Raw genomic sequence first — 18,783 nt, 5'->3', positions numbered from 1 at the left:
TTACATATTTATTTTTATATTGCTCTCTTGTTTCCCAACGTTCTGCAATGCTTGATAACATTCGTATACCTGCTTGAAGTCTTATAAGAGACTATCGTCTGAACTACTATTCTCTCTTTTACTTACTAAAACAATATATGATACAAGCCTTTTCCCTTCTGCAATATCGATAATAATGCTCATTCTAGATATCCCTTAGTTTTATTTTGAAAGTGTATTCCCTAAGTTTCTTAGATATGAAATTGATAAATTTGTAATCCTGTGTACGGTGTACAAGTCAAATGAATACATCAATAGTATTGATGCAGCATGAATAACTCCTTCCTCCTGCACAATGGATATAACATATTGAAGTAAATTCGCCTGCTTAATAAGTGTATGTATATATACTGGATGAGCATTTGAATCCATATAAGTATCATTCCTTTGGCCTTCAATTGCTTCATATATTTGATTGACCTCTAATTTGCACATGAATTGAAATAGCTTATAGTCATGATGTGGTTCCTCTAATATTGGCTTGGCCTTTGTAAGCAGAAACATGTAATGCTTAATATTTGTAAACATTGCGAATTGGATAGTTTTAAATGTCATCATAACAAAAGAAGGAGACATCAAAATATGCCTCCTTTACGCCCCCTTTTATATTTATTTTAGAAACCTAATCCCACTTAGCTTGTACTCTTCTCTAACTCTTGTTACTAAATACTCACCTGCAAATATGAATTTTGAATGAATACAGTAAAAGTTAGTTACCCTATTTCTATTTTTCCTATCTCTATGAATTTATTCAAAAAAAGACATTGAACCAGGTCGTTCAATGCCTTCTCTCTTCTTACATATTTGTGTACTCGAAGTACAATTTTTCCGGTTTTCCATACTTATTAATTTCATCCTGATATACAGCAGCTAATTGCTGTGACATCTCAATACTCTCCATATAGGATAATGAAGTAACTGCTTCTATTTTTTCTTTAATGCTATTAGGAATAACTGAATAAGATAAGCTATCCATCTTATTCCCTAATTTGGTTTCTGTAGCAGTCTCGTAATAAATCTCAGTAATTAGAACTTCATTATCATCTGGATCGTACATATACCCTCGGTTAACTGTAATCATATTATATGACTCCTCTCTGGTTTATAAATCCTAATCTCAAGTGTTTTTAGCATTGCAACAAGTACCCTACTTCTATATACATTCTCTAGTTTTTAATTTTTATATTCCACTCTGTATCTAGTTTATTATGAATTAGAAATTAATCTCTTTCTTTTATGTCAAATTCAAAAATCCTTAACAATAATAAGAAACGCTGTAAACATAGTGGTGTTATTCACATTATTTTTTATTTATATTACCTGTGTGCTTAACTTTTAAACCTTTAGGTACCTTACACAATCGCAGACATGATATGTTTCTGTTAAATAAAGACCCATTGTTTCATGGTAATTATGAGTACTAATGACTCTCATATTCTTTTTCTTATTCCATACTTTGTAAAATTTCATATAATCTCTCCTCTAAATGAAAAAAAGCAAAATAGATGTACTTTTTTATTTCGCATATTATTAGCCCCGAAGGTCTATGTACAGGTGATTCCTAACTTAAAGACAACACAAAAAGGGCTTCTTTAAGTCGATTAAAAATGTGCATAGCAAAATAAGCTATATATACACTAATCGGCTCAAAGAAGCCCTTTCACAATTGAAACAAGACGCAACTCGCTTCTACAACTCAACCACAACACAATAAGGTGTGGGAATAAACGGAATCAATTAAACAATAAATATACGTTTATATTAAACTAATTTTATGTTATATTCAAACGTTTTTAATGAAACGAAGATAAGAAGGGACTTTCTATGCAGTGGTTATATGTTGTGAAGAATAGTGCCCCTGTTTCCCCTACTAAAAATCCCTTCTTATTTTCAGTTCTTGGTATTACTTCATGTACTGCAGTTCAAAATATAGCTTTTCTGGCTTTTGATTTTGGTCTAAATGGCAAAGTATTTCTTGAATAGTTTCTTCTTCTACTTCCATACTTTCCATATAAGACATACTTTCGTTTTCTTGGATCTTTTCAAAAATGGAAGTAGGTAGCTTGTCTACAGCAAACACACTCATTTTACTTCCTAGCTTTTGTTCGGATGCAGTGTTGTAGAAAATTTCGTTCACAATGACCTCATTATCATCTGGATCGTACATAAACCCTCTTTGTATACGTAGCAAAGTAGTGCTCCCTTCTTATGTATTCCTTCAATTAAAAGACAATATTTATATATATTGCTATTCCGAAAGAAGGTTTCAAAGAATATTATTTCTTAAAATCCGCACTTTGTATAGAGGTAGATACAGGATAATTGGTTTTCTCAAGGTATTTTTAAATATTTCATTCTTTAAAAAACAAAGTTAAACCCACCACATCTGTGAAGGATTTTCTTCAATTAAAATAGATTGAAGATTTTTTGTTGCACGTTTAAATCCTTCTTGAATAGACATGAGTGGATCTTCGTGTTCAATACTTACAACATAATCATATCCATATGTACGAAGTGCACTCATCATTTGCGACCATTCTTCTAAGCTGTGGCCACAACCAACAGAACGGAACGTCCAAGATCTTGTTTTCACCTTACCATAGGGCTGCATATCTGTTAATCCATACATGTTTACATTCTCTTGGTCAATGTAAGTGTCTTTTGCATGAAAGTGATAAATCGCATTTTCTTTCATCAATAACTTAATAGCAGCGACAGGGTCAATTCCTTGCCACCATAAATGACTAGGGTCTAAGTTGGCACCTATCGCATTACATGTCTCTTCACGTAGTTTTAGTAATGTATATGGCGTATGTACTAAGAAACCACCGTGAAGTTCTAAACCAATTTTCACACCATGTTCTTTTGCAAATTCACCAACTTGTTTCCAATAAGGAATGAGCTTTTCTTCCCATTGCCATTTTAAAATATCGTTGTATTCATTTGGCCATGGTGCAACAGGCCAATTCGGGTATTTTGCGTTTTCGTGGTCACCTGCTACGCCTGAAAAACAATTCACAACAGGTACGTCTAGTAGTGAAGCTAGTTGAATGGTTTTTAACAATGTTTCATGGGATTCTTTTGCAAAAGCAGTATCCGGGGATAAAGGATTTCCGTGACAACTAAAAGCGCTAATGATTAAATCTCTTTTTTGTACATGTTCTATATATGTGCTTCTGGCTTGTTCGCTTTCTAATAATAAATCTAAGTTACAGTGCGATCCTCCAGGATAACATCCTGTACCAATTTCTACAGCATTCAAACTGGCTGCTTGTACATAATCTAGCATTTCTTCAAACTCCATATGAGAAAAAAGTGTTGTAAATACTCCTAATTTCATTTATCTTCCCGTCCTTTCTACATGTGTGTTACTACTCTCGTAAATTGCATCAATAATTTGTGATACTTGCAGCGATTCCTCAGGTTTTACAATTAATTCCTCGTCGTATAAGCAAGCTTTTATAAAGTTTTCTGCTTGCAAAATTCCAGGATCACTGTTAGTTCCTATCCAAATAGGTTCACTATTTAATAGCATATTATGTTTTGTTGTATATAATTCAATTGGGAAAACATTCATTCCACCGTTTACTCCGGAGATACTTACTTGTTCTTCATCATTTTTAATATTTGCTGCCCAAGAAGTTTCAAATATTAATGATGCTCCATTTTCAAACTTTATGTATGCGGTAACATGATCATCAACTTCAAATGTTTTATAATCATATTTCCCCCACATGTTTATTTGATTTGGTAGCTTACTAACTGCATTATAGACACTACCAATGACTTCTGTTTGTTTTGGATTTCCAATTAACCATAGTGCTAAATCAAGAAGATGACAGCCGTAATCTATTAAACTTCCTCCACCTTGTAATTCTTTATTTGTGAAAACGCCCCATCCTGGCACTTTTCGGCGACGGAGTGCCTTTACACGAACAACAAGAGGCGTTCCAATCTCATCTATCATCATTTTTTTTGCAACTTGTGACTCCTTCATGTAGCGATAATGATAAGCGATAGCAAGTTTTTTACCGTTGTTTTTTGCAGATTCTATCATTTTTTCGCATTCTGCCGCTGTTAAAGCCATCGGTTTTTCGCATAATACATGTTTCCCTGCTTGTAATGCTGCGATAGAAATCTCAGCATGAAACTTATTAGGTGTACAAATACAAACAGCATCAACTTCTTTAAAGACTTCTTCATACGTTTCAAATACATAAGGAATGTTATATGTTTCAGCGATTTGTTTTGCGTGTTCTATGTTTCTATCATGTATAGCCGTAATCGTACAATATTGATGTAACTTTACAAATGCAGGGATATGGCGATTTTGTGCAATTCCTCCTGCCCCTATTATTCCAATGCGTAGTTTTATCATGTCTTCCCCTTTTCTCATAATGGAATTGTAACAATTTGTTTTGTTTCACTTGATTGTATGGCTGCTAAAATGACTTCTAACGATTTCATTCCATCTACACCATTAATTAATGGTTCCTTATCAGATAGGATAGACACTACAAATTGCTCAATCACATGTGAATTACTTTGGCCAACAGTGGCGTTTGATTGAATTTTATTAAGCTCGTATTTTACAACTTCCCCATTTTTATATTGGATAATGAGTGAGTTAGTTGGGTCATCTTCTAGGCGAAGAGTGGCCTTTTCTCCATAAATAATTGTTGAATTATCTTCCTTGCTAACGTAAGACCAACTTGCTGCAAGTGTTCCGATAATACCACTCTCGCTTTTTAATATGCATACCGCACAATCATCTACATTCGAAAATGTTTTCGCGCTTGTCTCAACAAAGGCACCAACCTCTGTAATTTCTTCATTAAGAATATACCGAATTAAATCCGCTTTATGTACACCTAAATCACCCATTGCACCAAGAAAAGCCTCCTCTTTTTTAAAGAACCAGCTCTCTTTTCCATCTACACTCCAATTTTCAGGACCACTATGACCAAACGCTGTACGAAAGCTATATATTTTGCCGATTGCACCACTTTTAATCAATTGTTTTGCTTTTTGATGAGAAGCAACAAAACGCTGGTTATGGCCAATCATTAACTTTTTACCGCTTTTTTCAGCAGCTCCAATCATCATTTCCGCGTCTGCTTTTGACGTTGCCATTGGCTTTTCACATAGCACATGGATCCCTGCTTGTAATGCAGTGATAGAAATTGATGCATGTAAATGATTTGGTGTACATACACTCACTGCATCTAACTCTTCACAATTGATAAGCTCGTTATAGTCAGTGTACATATTTACACCATAATTATTGGCAATCTCTTTTGCACGTTTTTTATTACTATCACAAACAGCCACAATCTGTACATATGGGTTTGCTTCATATTCTGGTAAATGACGATGCTGCGCGATGCTTCCACATCCAATAATACCTACCTTTAAAATATTCAAGATCATATCCTCCTTTTGCTTGATTTGAAATTATTATAGAAATTTTTTGATTGAAAAAATATGCTATATATCGTTATGTTTTTATCAAAAGTTGCCTTTTTTTATAAGAAATAAGAAAACTTTTGATAAAAGTGTTATATTGCTAACAAGGAGGTGTAAACGTCTATGACAGAAGGGAATTGTAATAAACATACTGAAGCAATTGAAGAAAAGGTCATTTATCAAAATCCATTACTATTTTTAAAGGTATGGGACATTGTTATGGAAACTTCTTATTATGATCAAATTGAGAGGGCGCCTTGGCATTATCATGAAGAGATTGAGTTTTTAGCAATTATAGAAGGATATTTAGGCATACAAAGTAAAGATAAGTATATTGTTCTTGGCCCTGGAGATGTTTTTATTTTAGGGAAATCGGAGTTGCATCGGTCACATAAACCTTCTGCAGATTCTTTACACTACGTTGTGTTCCAAGTGAATTTAAAACAACACTTTGACCGAAGCATTATACAATATTTACATTGCTTTTCAGAACGAACAAAATCCTTAAATGAGTTAAACTATATTTTTGAACAAAATAAAGTAGTAAAACATGAAGCTTATGCTCTTATTATAGAAATTTTTACAGAATCAAAAAAGAAAATAAACGGATATGAAATCGCTATTAGTGTTGCTATTAAGAAATTACTCTTAATACTATTAAGAAACGACAAACATAACATTTTAAATTATAGTGAACAAGACGACTTGGCTCGTTTAAAACCAGTACTTGATTATGTAGAAGATCATTTAGGAGAAAAGATAACCGTAACCAAAGCATGCGCTTTAATAAATTTAAGCTATCATTATTTCATAAAATACTTTAAAAGAATTATGGGTATTTCCTTTTTTGATTATGTGAATTATAAGCGCATCAAACAAGCAGAAAGTTTATTAATAACAAGCGACCTTAGTATTACAGATGTTGGATGTGAAGTTGGAATTGCAAACATGTCACAGTTTTATAAGTTGTTTAAAAAAGAGAATAACTGTTTACCAAAGGAGTTTAAGCAGCGAATACAAAGCAGTAAACAAGCCACCCTTAAAAGAAATTAATAGCTGAACCGCACCCAATTTGTTAGACACATAACTAACAATTGGAGGTGCGGTTTTTGTTATGGCAAAATATACTTTTGAAATAAAACGAAATGCTGTTGAACATTATTTAAATACAAATGATTCCTTTAAAGTGACGGCAAGAAAATATAACGTGAATTATTCTTTATTAAAAGAGTGGGTAGCACGTACTAGAGAACAAGGAATAGAGTCTTTAAATTCTAAATGTACAAGATACGATGTTCGTTTTAAAATGGAGGTATTGAATTTTATGAATAATACAGGAGCTTCGCCCCTACAAGCGGCCGCTATGTTCAATATCCCATCAGCTCGTATCATTAGAAATTGGAAATCAATCATAGAAAAACAGGGGATAGATGCTCTTCGTAAGACAAGTGAGGAGAGTTCCACTGTGAAGAAAAAGAAAGCTATTACACCTAAGAAAAAAAGAAATAACGACTCTCAAAATGATTTACAATCAGAGGTTAAATATTTACGCATGGAAAATGCTTATTTAAAAAAGTTACATGCCTTAATTCAAGAGAAAGAAAGGTCACAGACAAAGAGAAAGCGTACATAATATTTGAGTTAAGGCACGAATATAAAATTATAGACTTAATTAAAGTATCTAGAATTGCTCGTAGTACGTACTATTACTGGATAAAACAAATGAATCGTGAAGATAAGTATAAAGATCTTAAAGAAAGTATTAAACAGATTTTTCATGAACATCAGGGGCGATATGGCTATAGACGAATCACACTCGAATTACGTAATCAAGGCTATATCGTTAACCATAAAACGGTTCTTCGTTTAATGAACCAATTAGGACTAAAATCATTAGTGCGCATCGCCAAGTACCGCTCATATCGTGGGAGAGCTGGAAAAGTTGCTCCAAACATCTTGAAACGTGATTTTAACGCCTCTAGGCCTAATGAGAAGTGGGTTACAGACGTAACTGAAGTTCATTTGTTTGGTGAAAAGCTCTATTTATCACCTATTCTGGACTTGTTTAATGGTGAAATTATTTCTTATAATATTGAAAAACGTCCAACATTTCTCTTAGTTGAAAAAATGTTAGATCGAGCTTTACAACGTTTGGATAAGGATGATACTCCTATTCTTCATTCAGATCAAGGTTGGCACTATCAAATGGATAAATATCAAAATACTTTAAAAGCACATAATATAACGCAAAGTATGTCCCGCAAGGGAAATTGTCTAGATAATGCAGTCATTGAAAATTTCTTTGGCTTATTAAAATCTGAATTACTTTACCTTAAAGACTTTGAAAGTATGGAACACTTTAAAATAGAATTAGAGAATTATATTCATTACTATAACCATAAAAGAATTAAAATAAAATTAAAAGGATTGCCCCCTGTAAAATACAGAGTTCAATCCTTATTAGTTGCTTAAAATATGTGTCCAACTTTTTGGGTCCAGTTCAAGCTTGTAAGGGTGGCTTAGTGTGTTGCGAATAGCTTTGTATTTAATTGTTTAATCTCCCCTTCTGAAAGGGGCTGATAAAATGCATGTTGTAATCCTTGTATATGCAAGGTCTCTCCTATACATAACAATACTTTACCAGGAAGCAGGTCAAGTAATAGTTCATTATTAATTTGCTTTGCTTGTTTTTCAGTAGAAACATAAATAACTAAGATAGTAGGATTATTTCCAAAACCCCGCATAAGAATATCTTTTCCTGATTCTACAAAAGTTTTCCATCTAGCAATAATTCGTTTTAATCGGTCTTTTTTATCAGATAACAAGGTAGAGTATACAACGAAATTAAATTTACGTTCTTCCCCGCCGTTTACTATAAAACTTAAAGGCGGGGTAAAAACCCCTTTATTAATGGATGGATGCATAATATGCCCTAAAAAGGATGAAGCATAACGCAGGTGGCAAAGTAGGTCTATATCATGCCAATAACGTAGGTGAACATATTTACCATGATTATCAATTCGCTCTGGAGCAAAGAAGAACATATTTCCTTGCCAGTATTTTAAGAGTTTATAACCATTATCGGATAACGTATATGTTTCTTCAAAGATCTCCATATCAAAAATCTCTACTTGCCATTTCTCAATTAGACGATAGTAAAGTAATCCTTGAAGTGCATCATTTATTTTCTTACGTGAATATTTACTTTTGAATAAATATAATAAATGATTGAATCTAACGGACATATGCAAACCAATGAAAGTGAGTAATGCATATTGTTCTTCTGTTAAACGCTGCTTAAACTTAACTAATTCGTCATAAGAGTGGAATACATAGGCTTTATCCAAATCATGTATCCGATATATTTGAAGTCCTTGTACATCCTCACTTGATAAATGAGGAATAGAAGGGATATAAGTAGACATTTGTTTCTCTATTGTACGCATAATCATCCATTAAAATTGGTAAATTGACGAATTAGATTTTTTACTCTGACCTTGCGGATAATTTAGGATACGTACGGTTCCTCTTCTATTTTTAGCATCAATATTAAGCAGCTCACATGTAACGATTGTTTGGTTAATTGCATCTTCTGGGTTTGGGTTTGCAAGATTACGGCTCTTTAGTCCTTTAAACTGAATACCTGGTGCAACCTCAACGAAAATCCCAGCAATTGCATCTACACCTACAATTTTACCTACAAAGCGGTCACGGCGTTTGTTTAGTTCTAATAGCTTCTCCATAGGATCTGTTTCTAATATTTTTTTATTCCCTCTAAACTCATAGCGGCCATTTTTTTCTACCACTTTATCAATAATAAGTTCTATAACATCACCAATAATAATATCCTCCGGACGGACGAATGAATGGGACCAGTGTGAGTACCTTATCCCTACTGTTACACCATGAACTTCAACCAACACAGTTTGTGCAGATGGAATATGTCCAGAAACAGTTCCTGTGTATACTTTATTCCCCTCTTGTGACTCTACTTCTTCATATAACCTTTTTTGAAGTGCTAGTTCCCCTGCTGTGATAGATACAACAGCAAAGTTTCCTTCTTCAGTTTTCTGGAAGTGTTCAATGATAACAGGCTTTGTTCTACCCACTAGCCATTGAGGATTTTTAGGAATGTTTATACCTGCCTCTGTAATTGGGCAATATGCTGTTGTATGAGTACCAATTTGCATTGTAAGCACTTGTATACGCTCAGACTTTCCGTTTTTAGTCGGGAATAGCTTTTCGGATACGACTGTAATCAAGCCTTTTCCTACAGTACGCTCACGTTTCATACGGGCTAATTCTTCTAGTTCATGTTCACGTACTCGCTCAAATTGATGAAAGTTTGTTTCTAACTGTGGGTCACCTTGTGGGTTCTCTGATTCAAAAACCATTCCAAGTTCTTCTACAGTTTGAGTGTTTGTCTTATCTTCGGCCATTATATTTTCCTCCTAGAACGTAAAAAAGGACACACCTGTACCGTTGGGATGGTACGTAAGGTGTGTCCTTCACGTAAATTATGATTTATTTATATAGTTGTTAATACAAATATAATGGTATTTTTACTCAAATACAAGAGTAATTTTAAAATCATAAGTTGGCTATAGGTTAAATCAAAATCTAGAATGCAGTCTTACTAAGGGTACCGCCACATCGCTATCAAGCTAAAATTTTATAGTACCCCCAGAACGAAATTTTGTATTAACTTGTAACAAAAAATCTCATTTTTTCGTTTTGGGGTAATTCTGAATTCTTAAGTTGATAGGCATGTGATGCTACCCCAATCAAGAAAGTTTTTGAAAGTAAACTAATGAATAATAATTTACATTAGATCTTTTTAAAAAGTGTAAAAAAACGACCTTTAATCAATCGTTTTTTTTACAGTTCTTTGTTCTAACACTACAGAAAATATAAGTACTATAGTTAACACCATTATAAACCTTACTTCACTTCCATCACTTACAAAAAATGAATACAAAGTATAAATTAAAATTAATATTCCATAAATAATTTTGTGCAATGAACTCCCCCCCTTTTTTCGTAAATTTTTTAGTATAAAAGTTTAATTCAAGTTCTATATCAAAATGAAAAGCACCTGTGATATACACAAAGTGCTTTTCTCTTGTCAATTTATCTAGTTTCTTTTTATAAACTCAAACTTCTTCGAATTGTACTTTTCTAGAGTTTGCTGCAATTCATTTTGTTCATATGGAATATGTTTATCTGTCTGTACATCTTCAACATTTGCTCCATCTAATAATCTCTTGTACTTAAAAGAGTGCCTTGTTAATATTGTAATCAATTTTGTATTGCCCTCCTTTTGTTTGATTACTTGTATCATAAAACAAGTATCTGAAGTTGATACGTAGTCTATCTAGAGTGTATGTAAATTTAAAAAATCTCTAACAAAATGTTTATATTGTAACGTTACCACCAAAACTATTGCTCCAAACACCATAATTTGAAGAGACAGTCCCCCATGTTCTAGCCTCAATTCCACCTACAGTTCTATATTAAGTAAAACTAGTTAATCCCTATAATATAAAAAGAGCACCACCTTTGAACTGCACCCCAATTGTTAGACACAGTCTAACAATTGGAGGTGCAGTTTTTCTATGGCTAAATTTACAGCTGATGAAAAAATACAAATCGTTCTACGTTATTTGAACGGAAATGAAAGTTATCGAGAAATGGGTAGAGCGATCGGTATAAGTGGCACAATCATTTTGAATTGGGTAAACCAATATAAGCAAAATGGTGTGGAAGCTTTTCTAAAACGATGTACAAATTACACACAACAATTTAAACTAGACGTACTAAACTTTATGATTGAAAACGGTATGTCCTTATTTGAGACGGCAGCTATCTTTAACATTCCTGCCCCTTCAACGATTTCTGTTTGGAAAAAACAACTGGAAACACAAGGAATTGATGCCCTTCAATCTAAGAAAAAGGGGCGTTTATCCATGAAAAAAGATTCAAATAAACAATTAAAACAAGCTTTAGCTGAAGGGTCAGTCGAAGCACTTGAAGCACGTATTAAACAGCTTGAAATGGAAAATGAGTACTTAAAAAAGTTGAATGCCTTAGTTCAAAACAAGGAAAAATCACAAAACAAGATAAAGCGCAAGTAGTCTATGAATTAAGGCATAAATATTTGGTGAAGGCACTCGTGGAGCTAGCTGGTATTCCACGAAGCACGTATTATGATTTAGTAAAAAAAATGAATCGCCCAGATGTAGACGCCGATTTGAAAGCGGAGATTAAAGCGATTTATGAGGAGAATGAAGGTCGTTATGGTTACCGTCGCATTCGTGATGAATTAACGAATCGTGGTCAGAAAGTGAATCACAAGAAGGTGCAACGCATTATGAAAGAGCTTGGCTTAAAGTGCGTTGTGCGCATGAAGAAATATAAATCTTATAAGGGGAAAGTCGGTAAAATTGCACCCAATATTTTAGAGCGTAATTTTTATGCAGATGCACCGAATCAAAAATGGGTAACAGACATCACAGAGTTTAAATTGTTTGGAGAAAAACTGTATGTATCACCTGTATTAGATTTGTATAATGGTGAAATTATTACCTATACAATTAGTTCTAGACCGACGTATTCGCTTGTTTCAGAGATGTTAGAGAAAGCATTAGAACGTTTACCTGAAAACCACCAGCTATTGATGCATTCGGATCAAGGATGGCATTATCAAATGAGACAGTACGTCCGTACACTTGAATCAAGAGCTATCGTACAGAGTATGTCTCGAAAAGGAAACTGTTACGACAACGCAGTAATAGAGAATTTCTTTGGGATTATGAAGTCGGAGTTCCTCTATATAAAAGAATTTGAATGTATTGAGCATTTTAAAATAGAATTAGAAAAATATATAGATTATTATAATACGAAACGGATTAAGGCAAAATTAAAAATGAGCCCGGTACAATACCGGACTCATTTTGATCAAGCTGCCTAATGAAATAACCGTGTCTAATTTTTAGGGGTCACTTCACCTTTTGGATGCTCTTCGTTATAACTATATATTATTTAATTTCCTTCTTTTGTTTGTACCATTTTTCCTTCTTGAGAATCTGTACCTTCTGTTCTTTCAACAGTTTTTGCATGTTCTCCAGGTTGTGATTCTGTACCTTCTTTTGTTTCTAACATTTTTCCTTCTTGAGAACCTGTACCCTCTGTTCTTTCAACAGTTTTTGCATGTTCTCCAGGTTGTGATTCTGTACCTTCTTTTGTTTCTAACATTTTTCCTTCTTGAGAACCTGTACCCTCTGTTCTTTCAACAGTTTTTGCATGTTCTCCAGGTTGTGATTCTGTACCTTCTTTTGTTTCTAACATTTTTCCTTCTTGAGAACCTGTACCCTCTGTTCTTTCAACAGTTTTTGCATGTTCTCCAGGTTGTGATTCTGTACCTTCTTTTATTTCTAACATTTTTCCTTCTTGAGAACCTGTACCTTCTGTTCTTTCAACAGTTTTTACATCTCCTTTAGGAGTTGCTGGCACTGCATCTTTAGGCACATCAAAGTTTTGTGAGAAAGATGTTGTTCCATCCGCACCCTGTGTAATTACTTGATTTGAACTATCTTCATTTGATTTTAAACTGTCCATTTTCGCATCATCTGCACCTCCCGCTACTAATCCTGTACTTAAAAGTGCTCCTGCTAATAATGTTTTAATCATTTTTCATTACCTCCTGTTTATTTGTAATATTCATCAAAAAAGTATCTAGAGTTAATGTTTTAGTCATTATCTTTATCTACTTGCTTTTTGATTACATTTAGCATAAGACAAGAATCTATAGTTGATATGGACTGTATCTGGAGATTGCGTAAAGAAAAATAGATGATCAGTTGTATATCTTAATGGGTGTTTAGATAAGATTGAAACTTTATATGAGTTTGAACAATTGAGTTACCCTTTGTTTTGGTTGTGAGGTTTTTGGCTGGGGTGAAGCGTATCGAGGAGCTAACCCTTTCTAATTTGAAAGTAAACTTTTAAATATTAGTTTATATTCATTTCCTTGATTTTATTGACTCTATTTCAATTTACCCATTCCCTCCAAAATCACTAATAAAAGTATACATTCAAAATGCAACAAATAAAGAAGTTAGAGTACTATGAACAAAAAAGAAAAAAGCTAGATCCATGAAGTGACCCCTAAAAGTTAGACACGGTTATTTCATTAGGCAGCTTGATAAAAGTGAGTCCGGTATTGCACCGGGCTCATTTTTAATTTTGCCTTTATCCGTTTGGTATTATAATAATCTATATATTTTTCTAATTCTATTTTGAAGTGCTCTACACTTTCAAACTCTTTTATGTAGAGAAATTCAGACTTCATGATTCCAAAGAAATTCTCCATTACTGCGTTGTCATAACAGTTGCCTTTACGAGACATACTTTGCACGATACCTCTTTCTTGTAATGTGTGACGGTACTGTTTCATTTGATAATGCCAACCTTGATCTGAATGCATCAATAGTTGGTGATTTTCAGGTAAACATTCTAATGCTATCTCTAACATTTCTGAAACAAGTGAATACGTCGGTCTAGAGCCAATTGTATAGGTAATGATTTCACCATTATACAAGTCTAATACAGGTGACAAATAAAGTTTCTCACCAAATAATTTAAATTCCGTAATATCGGTTACCCATTTTTCATTTGGCGCATCTGCCGTAAAATTACGCTCTAAAATATGAGGTGCAATTTTACCAACTGTTCCTTTATAAGATTTATATTTTTTCATACGTACAAGACATTTTAAACCTAACTCTTTCATAATTCGTTGCACTTTTTTGTGATTCACTATTTGATTGCGATTGGCTAATTCATCACGAATACGACGATATCCATAACGACCTTCGTGTTCATCATAAATCGCTTTAATTTCTACTTTTAAATCGGCATCTGGATCGATTCTATCCATTTGTTTTACATAAAAGTAATAGGTGCTTCGAGGGATACCCGCTAACTGTACTAATTCTTTCACTTGAAACTCACGCCTTAATTCATAGACTACTTGTGCCTTGTCTTGTTTGGTGATTTTTCCTTGTTTTGAACTAAGGCATTCAACTTTTTTAAATACGCATTTTCCATACGTAAGCGTTCTAATTCAGCTTGTAACGCTTCAACTGAACCTTCTGCCGGAATCTTTTTCGTATCCTGTTTTGTGTTTTTATTTTTCATGGATGGACGCCCCTTTTTCTTTGGTTCAAGGGCATCTAAGCCACCTAATTCAAATTGCTTCTTCCATTGATAAACCGTTGTAAAAGAAGGAATCATGAATATAGCCGCTGTATCCATTAACGATATACCCGATTGAGCCATAAAATTTAGTACGTCTAGTTTAAACTCTACGGTGTAATTTGTATAGACCTCGTATAAACCTTCTTCCCCATGGAGTTCGTACAAGCGCAACCAGTATTGAAATTGTGCCTTTGTAATATGCAGCTGTTTTGCATATTCTGTTTGAGAAATTGTTTTTGGATTAAATCTTTGGATGAACTTTAACTTTGAATCCTTCGTAAATTTTGTCATACAAAAAACTGCACCTCCAATTGTTAGACTGTGTCTAACAATTGGGGTGCAGTTCACCATACTAGCTTTTTTACATAATTTTCGTTATCGGCAATCGAAAATATTCGAGTTTTATTATATTGCCTTCAAAAATTAGCTAATGACTTGTAACTTTCTTAAATAGAGATAATACCAGTAAACCCAAATATAAGGGATGATATAAGAAAAAAATGTCCAGATAATATTCCATCCGTTACCATATACGACTTTCCCACTTAAAACCAATGTCATTTCAAGGAGAGTAGTAAATAGCGATATAAAAAAGACCATCAAGTAAGGTCTTTTGATTTTCTTTATAAAGAATATCAAGTAACTTGCCAAAATCGGATAAAGTCCTATATTGAAAGGTAAGCCAGACAAAGTTTTTTGATCAAGGAAAGGAGCAATTCTCCAAAAGCCACAATAAAAGCCGAATTCATTTACGACAAAAGCAACGACACAACAAAATGAGCCAATCAGAGGTATAATTCTTCTCTCCTTTTTGTAAAGGTGAAAAATTCCAACACTCCAAGGTAACACAAATGCAATTAGGATATTAAATAGCATTTTGACTCTACCTTCCTTTCCCTATAACCATCTTCACCTTACTCCTTATAATTTAAACTAAAAAAGTTTTCCAAACCAACGCAATTAACTCTTATTTTGTTTTCAAAAATATATCCCATATACAAATCTAATTTACATAACTCCACTTATCAGTAGTCAATCTATCTAGAAATCTATAAAAGTCCCTTCAGAAGATCTAAAGGGACTTTTATAACATTTTCCTTAACTTGATAGTTATAGCCTACAACCTATGCAATTCTATTTTTCGCTTTTATCTAAGTCGCGTAATAACAAGATGTGCTGAAACAGACTCTGTTCCTCCAGCCAGAGGAGTAATTGTTAGTGCTGTGGATTCGCTAGCAGGATTTCGTACAGTAAGTATTGAATTGATGACTGATGTTTGTACAAGAGCCATTCCTACTATCTGAGAAGTACCAGTTGCTCGACCAACTACCGTATAAGTTAATTCAACAGCTCCTGCTCCCGAATCAAGAGTTAAAACTAGTTGACCCGCTTCGCTCACACTCACCTGAAACAAGACCTGATAAGTACCGATTACAGACAAATTAAATGTATCAGCACCAGTACGTGCAATCCCCGCCCCACTAAAAGGTCCGTCTCTTGGAAAATCTACGTCTCCACCGACTGCAACTGTTGCAGCATTATCAGGGGGCATCAACGCATAAAAATCCGCAAAATCTAATACTCCTCCTGTCGGACCTGTTGCTCCCGTTGGACCTATGTCTCCTGTTAGACCTGTTACTCCTGTCGGACCTGTTGCTCCCGTTGGACCTATGTCTCCTGTTAGACCTGTTAGACCTGTTACTCCTGTTGCTCCCGTTGGACCTGTTGCTCCCGTTGGACCTGTTGCTCCCGTTGAACCTGTTGCTCCTGTTAGACCTGTTACTCCCGTTGGACCTATGTCTCCTGTCGGACCTGTTGCTCCCGTTAGACCTGTTGCTCCCGTTAGACCTGTTGCTCCCGTTGGACCTGTTGCCCCCGTTGGACCTATGTCTCCTGTCGGACCTGTTGCCCCTGTCGGGCCTAACTGAGCCAAGGGCAAAATAATCTTTTGTATTAATTGTATTTGAGCCTGTCTTGTAGTGTTATCAATAACAAATAAATTAATAAGGGATAATAAATTATTTACTAATGTTTGTAATTCAGTTGTTAAAACAATAAAATTTAGTGGAGATATATTTAAAATAGTAATTAAGTTCTTAGTAATAGATATAAGATCTGCTTGTTGTTGTTGATTTAAAAATCCAGCTTGTGCAAATGCTAATAATTGATTTAGAATAACAATTAATTTCCCTATATTTTGCGGTGTGGGTACTGTAAGTACTGCTGGTATAGATACAATGAGCTCATTAAGAATATTGGTCCAATTAGTCAATGCTGTTAATGTCAAAGGAATTATATCTTGTCTTTGAATTGGAGGACAATTACAAAAGTTAGGTTGGCAACCCCTCCTGCAATTTAGCATATTTATCACGTCCTTTAAATTTATACATACATATACAATATATTTAATGAATCAATAATTTCTTTTGAACCTATACAAACATCTATAAATTACAAAAAAGGCTCACTCCTTATCTATTTTTATATAGGAGTGAACCTTTTTTGTATTATTAAATTCTAATTTATTTACTAAATAGACGACTCCAAATTGATTTCCTCTGTTCTGAAGCTGCTATTAGTCGCTTGCTGTCTTGTATTTCTCTTAATACTTGCATTAATTGAATATCTCTTTTTTCTTCTCTTATTATTCTTTGAGCATCTGTTTCTTGTAAGAGTTTACTTTGTTGATCCAATCTTTGAATTAACTCTAAATTAAGCTGTTCTAAACGCTCTATACGTTCAGATAATGTTTTTATCTGTTCTGTATCTACTACACTATCCGTAGCAACAGTTGTTATCTCATTTTCTGTAACACTTGTTATTGCTAGGTTTATAGCCTGTTCTAGCGTTACGTTCTTCTTGTTCATAGCTGTTACTAGCCGTTCTATAGTTGCTACATCTTTATGATAAAAAATTCTAGAATTATTACTGCCACGTTCAAAAAGATACCCAGCTTCCTCCAGGGCAAGGCAATATTTACGCAAAGTACTTGAACCAATCCCTAAGTTCTTGGCTACCTCAGACCCCCAATAAGTTTGAACCATATTTTGTCCTCCCTCTGCTCTAAGCTGTTCTTCAGTTGCTATATAGTGTTTTCCTTCTTTAAAAAGGTAACACCTTCTTTTTAAAATTTAAAGAAAAGCTTTCAATTTTCTTTTGAAATTAACTAGAGTAAAACACTATATAGCAACTATTTTTTTATACAAGATTTTATACAAATTTTTGTACTAATACAGGACATTTGTAAGCCGAATAAACCCTAGTATCTCTACAATGTATAAAATCGTGTATATCATAATCAATAAAAGAAAAAGCTAAATCCATTGAAATAAAGGAGATTTCGCTTTTGATTTGCTACCGATAATAATATGTTATGTAAATTAGCAATGAATAGAATATACAATTTCATCGTGGTATTTTAATTATATAATAATATTAGAAAGTAGGTACGGAGTTTGAAAGAATGGATTTTGTTAAATGAACAAGAATATGAGAATGTTTGGGATAGATTTTATGATGAATTTGCTTTTAATCCTAATATAGATGGTGACCAATCATTTAAATTTTCTTGCCCATATATTACTTATGATTTACCTAATTATTTTGAAGGAAAATGGACTGATGACGATGATTATATTTTTGATCATATATTATTAGAAGCTCTTATTTTATGTACCGAGAAACATGAATATATATATGCGTTAGATTGGCAGCATGCTGGCTACTGGATGAATCCTAGTTTAAATTTAAATCTAAACGAAGATGATCATCAATGGAAAATCCCATTTTTTCCGGATGGGGATTATTATTTCTTTTTGCAAAAAGACTTTAAGTGGGGTTATTTAGGGCATCCATGGGAAAAAGTTATTTATATTTTCGGAGAAGAATTAATCAAGAATTTCAAAGAATTAAGGGCTAGTAGATTAAAAAAGACCAATGATAAAGTATAAATTTCACTTCCCATATCGATAATTATGTAAATAAGCTGCCTATATGGGCAGCTTATTTTATTTTTGGCTT

General features: G+C 33.7%; 17 protein-coding genes and 1 pseudogene. 4 read left to right on the top strand and 14 right to left on the bottom strand.

What is annotated here, in order from left to right; all coding sequences use genetic code 11:
- Positions 1 to 201: 201 nt before the first annotated feature.
- The 6 genes from ACUN0F_RS01575 to ACUN0F_RS01550 all read right to left on the bottom strand — a co-directional run bounded on the left by ACUN0F_RS01575 (position 202) and on the right by ACUN0F_RS01550 (position 5,463).
- Entirely contained in the window at positions 202 to 615 is a 414-nt protein-coding gene (locus tag ACUN0F_RS01575; protein ID WP_445539063.1) for a hypothetical protein, read from the bottom strand.
- A 220-nt stretch (positions 616 to 835) separates the two neighbouring features.
- The gene (locus ACUN0F_RS01570) at positions 836 to 1,120 is read right to left on the bottom strand and encodes a hypothetical protein (protein ID WP_046956808.1); all 285 of its coding nucleotides are present in this window, start codon (positions 1,118 to 1,120) and stop codon (positions 836 to 838) included.
- 822 nt (positions 1,121 to 1,942) lie between these two features.
- Positions 1,943 to 2,206, bottom strand: a complete 264-nt coding sequence (locus ACUN0F_RS01565; protein WP_088112850.1) for a hypothetical protein — start codon at positions 2,204 to 2,206, stop codon at positions 1,943 to 1,945.
- Positions 2,207 to 2,410: 204 nt separating this feature from the next.
- The gene (locus tag ACUN0F_RS01560; protein ID WP_327987612.1) at positions 2,411 to 3,379 is read right to left on the bottom strand and encodes a sugar phosphate isomerase/epimerase family protein; all 969 of its coding nucleotides are present in this window, start codon (positions 3,377 to 3,379) and stop codon (positions 2,411 to 2,413) included.
- Positions 3,380 to 4,417, bottom strand: coding sequence for a Gfo/Idh/MocA family protein (locus ACUN0F_RS01555; RefSeq protein WP_445539062.1), 1,038 nt, complete (start codon positions 4,415 to 4,417; stop codon positions 3,380 to 3,382).
- Between the two features lie 14 nt (positions 4,418 to 4,431).
- Entirely contained in the window at positions 4,432 to 5,463 is a 1,032-nt protein-coding gene (locus ACUN0F_RS01550) for a Gfo/Idh/MocA family protein (protein WP_445539061.1), read from the bottom strand.
- A 165-nt stretch (positions 5,464 to 5,628) separates the two neighbouring features.
- Between ACUN0F_RS01550 and ACUN0F_RS01545 the strand changes: the two genes are divergently transcribed.
- Both ACUN0F_RS01545 and ACUN0F_RS01540 read left to right on the top strand, forming a co-directional pair.
- The gene (locus tag ACUN0F_RS01545) at positions 5,629 to 6,558 is read left to right on the top strand and encodes an AraC family transcriptional regulator (RefSeq protein WP_327987609.1); all 930 of its coding nucleotides are present in this window, start codon (positions 5,629 to 5,631) and stop codon (positions 6,556 to 6,558) included.
- 61 nt (positions 6,559 to 6,619) lie between these two features.
- Positions 6,620 to 7,977 (top strand): IS3 family transposase gene (locus ACUN0F_RS01540; protein ID WP_327987608.1). Its coding sequence is split into 2 segments (ribosomal slippage): positions 6,620 to 7,085 and positions 7,085 to 7,977, totalling 1,359 coding nucleotides; the frame shifts between segments, so codons are not numbered across the junction.
- 47 nt (positions 7,978 to 8,024) lie between these two features.
- On the opposite strand, the gene ACUN0F_RS01535 is transcribed toward ACUN0F_RS01540, so the two are convergent.
- From ACUN0F_RS01535 to ACUN0F_RS01525, 3 genes are all read right to left on the bottom strand, one after another.
- Positions 8,025 to 8,951 (bottom strand): hypothetical protein, encoded by a 927-nt coding sequence (locus ACUN0F_RS01535; protein WP_327987607.1) that lies wholly within the window; start codon positions 8,949 to 8,951, stop codon positions 8,025 to 8,027.
- 9 nt (positions 8,952 to 8,960) lie between these two features.
- Positions 8,961 to 9,944, bottom strand: coding sequence for an RNA-binding protein (locus ACUN0F_RS01530; protein WP_327987606.1), 984 nt, complete (start codon positions 9,942 to 9,944; stop codon positions 8,961 to 8,963).
- A gap of 695 nt (positions 9,945 to 10,639) precedes the next feature.
- Entirely contained in the window at positions 10,640 to 10,846 is a 207-nt protein-coding gene (locus ACUN0F_RS01525; RefSeq protein ID WP_003306416.1) for a hypothetical protein, read from the bottom strand.
- Positions 10,847 to 11,120: 274 nt separating this feature from the next.
- Here ACUN0F_RS01525 and ACUN0F_RS01520 point away from each other — a divergent pair.
- Positions 11,121 to 12,475, top strand: a protein-coding gene (locus tag ACUN0F_RS01520) for an IS3 family transposase (protein WP_445539060.1) whose coding sequence is annotated in 2 segments (ribosomal slippage) — positions 11,121 to 11,574 and positions 11,574 to 12,475 — 1,356 coding nt in all. Because the reading frame shifts where the segments join, the coding sequence is not laid out codon by codon here.
- 356 nt (positions 12,476 to 12,831) lie between these two features.
- On the opposite strand, the pseudogene ACUN0F_RS01515 reads toward ACUN0F_RS01520, so the two are convergent.
- The 5 genes and pseudogenes from ACUN0F_RS01515 to ACUN0F_RS01495 all read right to left on the bottom strand — a co-directional run.
- A pseudogene (locus ACUN0F_RS01515) lies at positions 12,832 to 13,194 on the bottom strand (hypothetical protein); the annotation flags it as partial.
- A 502-nt stretch (positions 13,195 to 13,696) separates the two neighbouring features.
- Positions 13,697 to 15,054 (bottom strand): IS3 family transposase gene (locus tag ACUN0F_RS01510; RefSeq protein ID WP_445539059.1). Its coding sequence is split into 2 segments (ribosomal slippage): positions 13,697 to 14,598 and positions 14,598 to 15,054, totalling 1,359 coding nucleotides; the frame shifts between segments, so codons are not numbered across the junction.
- Positions 15,055 to 15,186: 132 nt separating this feature from the next.
- Positions 15,187 to 15,639 carry a CBO0543 family protein gene (locus ACUN0F_RS01505; protein ID WP_327988007.1) on the bottom strand — a complete coding sequence of 151 codons (453 nt, stop codon included), beginning with the start codon at positions 15,637 to 15,639 and terminating at the stop codon, positions 15,187 to 15,189.
- 271 nt (positions 15,640 to 15,910) lie between these two features.
- On the bottom strand, positions 15,911 to 17,050 hold the full coding sequence (locus tag ACUN0F_RS01500; RefSeq protein WP_445539058.1) for a collagen-like repeat preface domain-containing protein: 1,140 nt from the start codon (positions 17,048 to 17,050) through the stop codon (positions 15,911 to 15,913).
- 235 nt (positions 17,051 to 17,285) lie between these two features.
- The gene (locus ACUN0F_RS01495; protein WP_327988010.1) at positions 17,286 to 17,807 is read right to left on the bottom strand and encodes a DUF3967 domain-containing protein; all 522 of its coding nucleotides are present in this window, start codon (positions 17,805 to 17,807) and stop codon (positions 17,286 to 17,288) included.
- Between the two features lie 411 nt (positions 17,808 to 18,218).
- Here ACUN0F_RS01495 and ACUN0F_RS01490 point away from each other — a divergent pair, with 411 nt between their 5' ends.
- Entirely contained in the window at positions 18,219 to 18,713 is a 495-nt protein-coding gene (locus tag ACUN0F_RS01490; protein ID WP_098060355.1) for a DUF2716 domain-containing protein, read from the top strand.
- The last annotated feature ends 70 nt before the right edge of the window (positions 18,714 to 18,783 follow it).

Source organism: Bacillus sp. 1A, from assembly GCF_052682215.1.
This window is presented reverse-complemented; position numbering and strand designations above follow the sequence as displayed.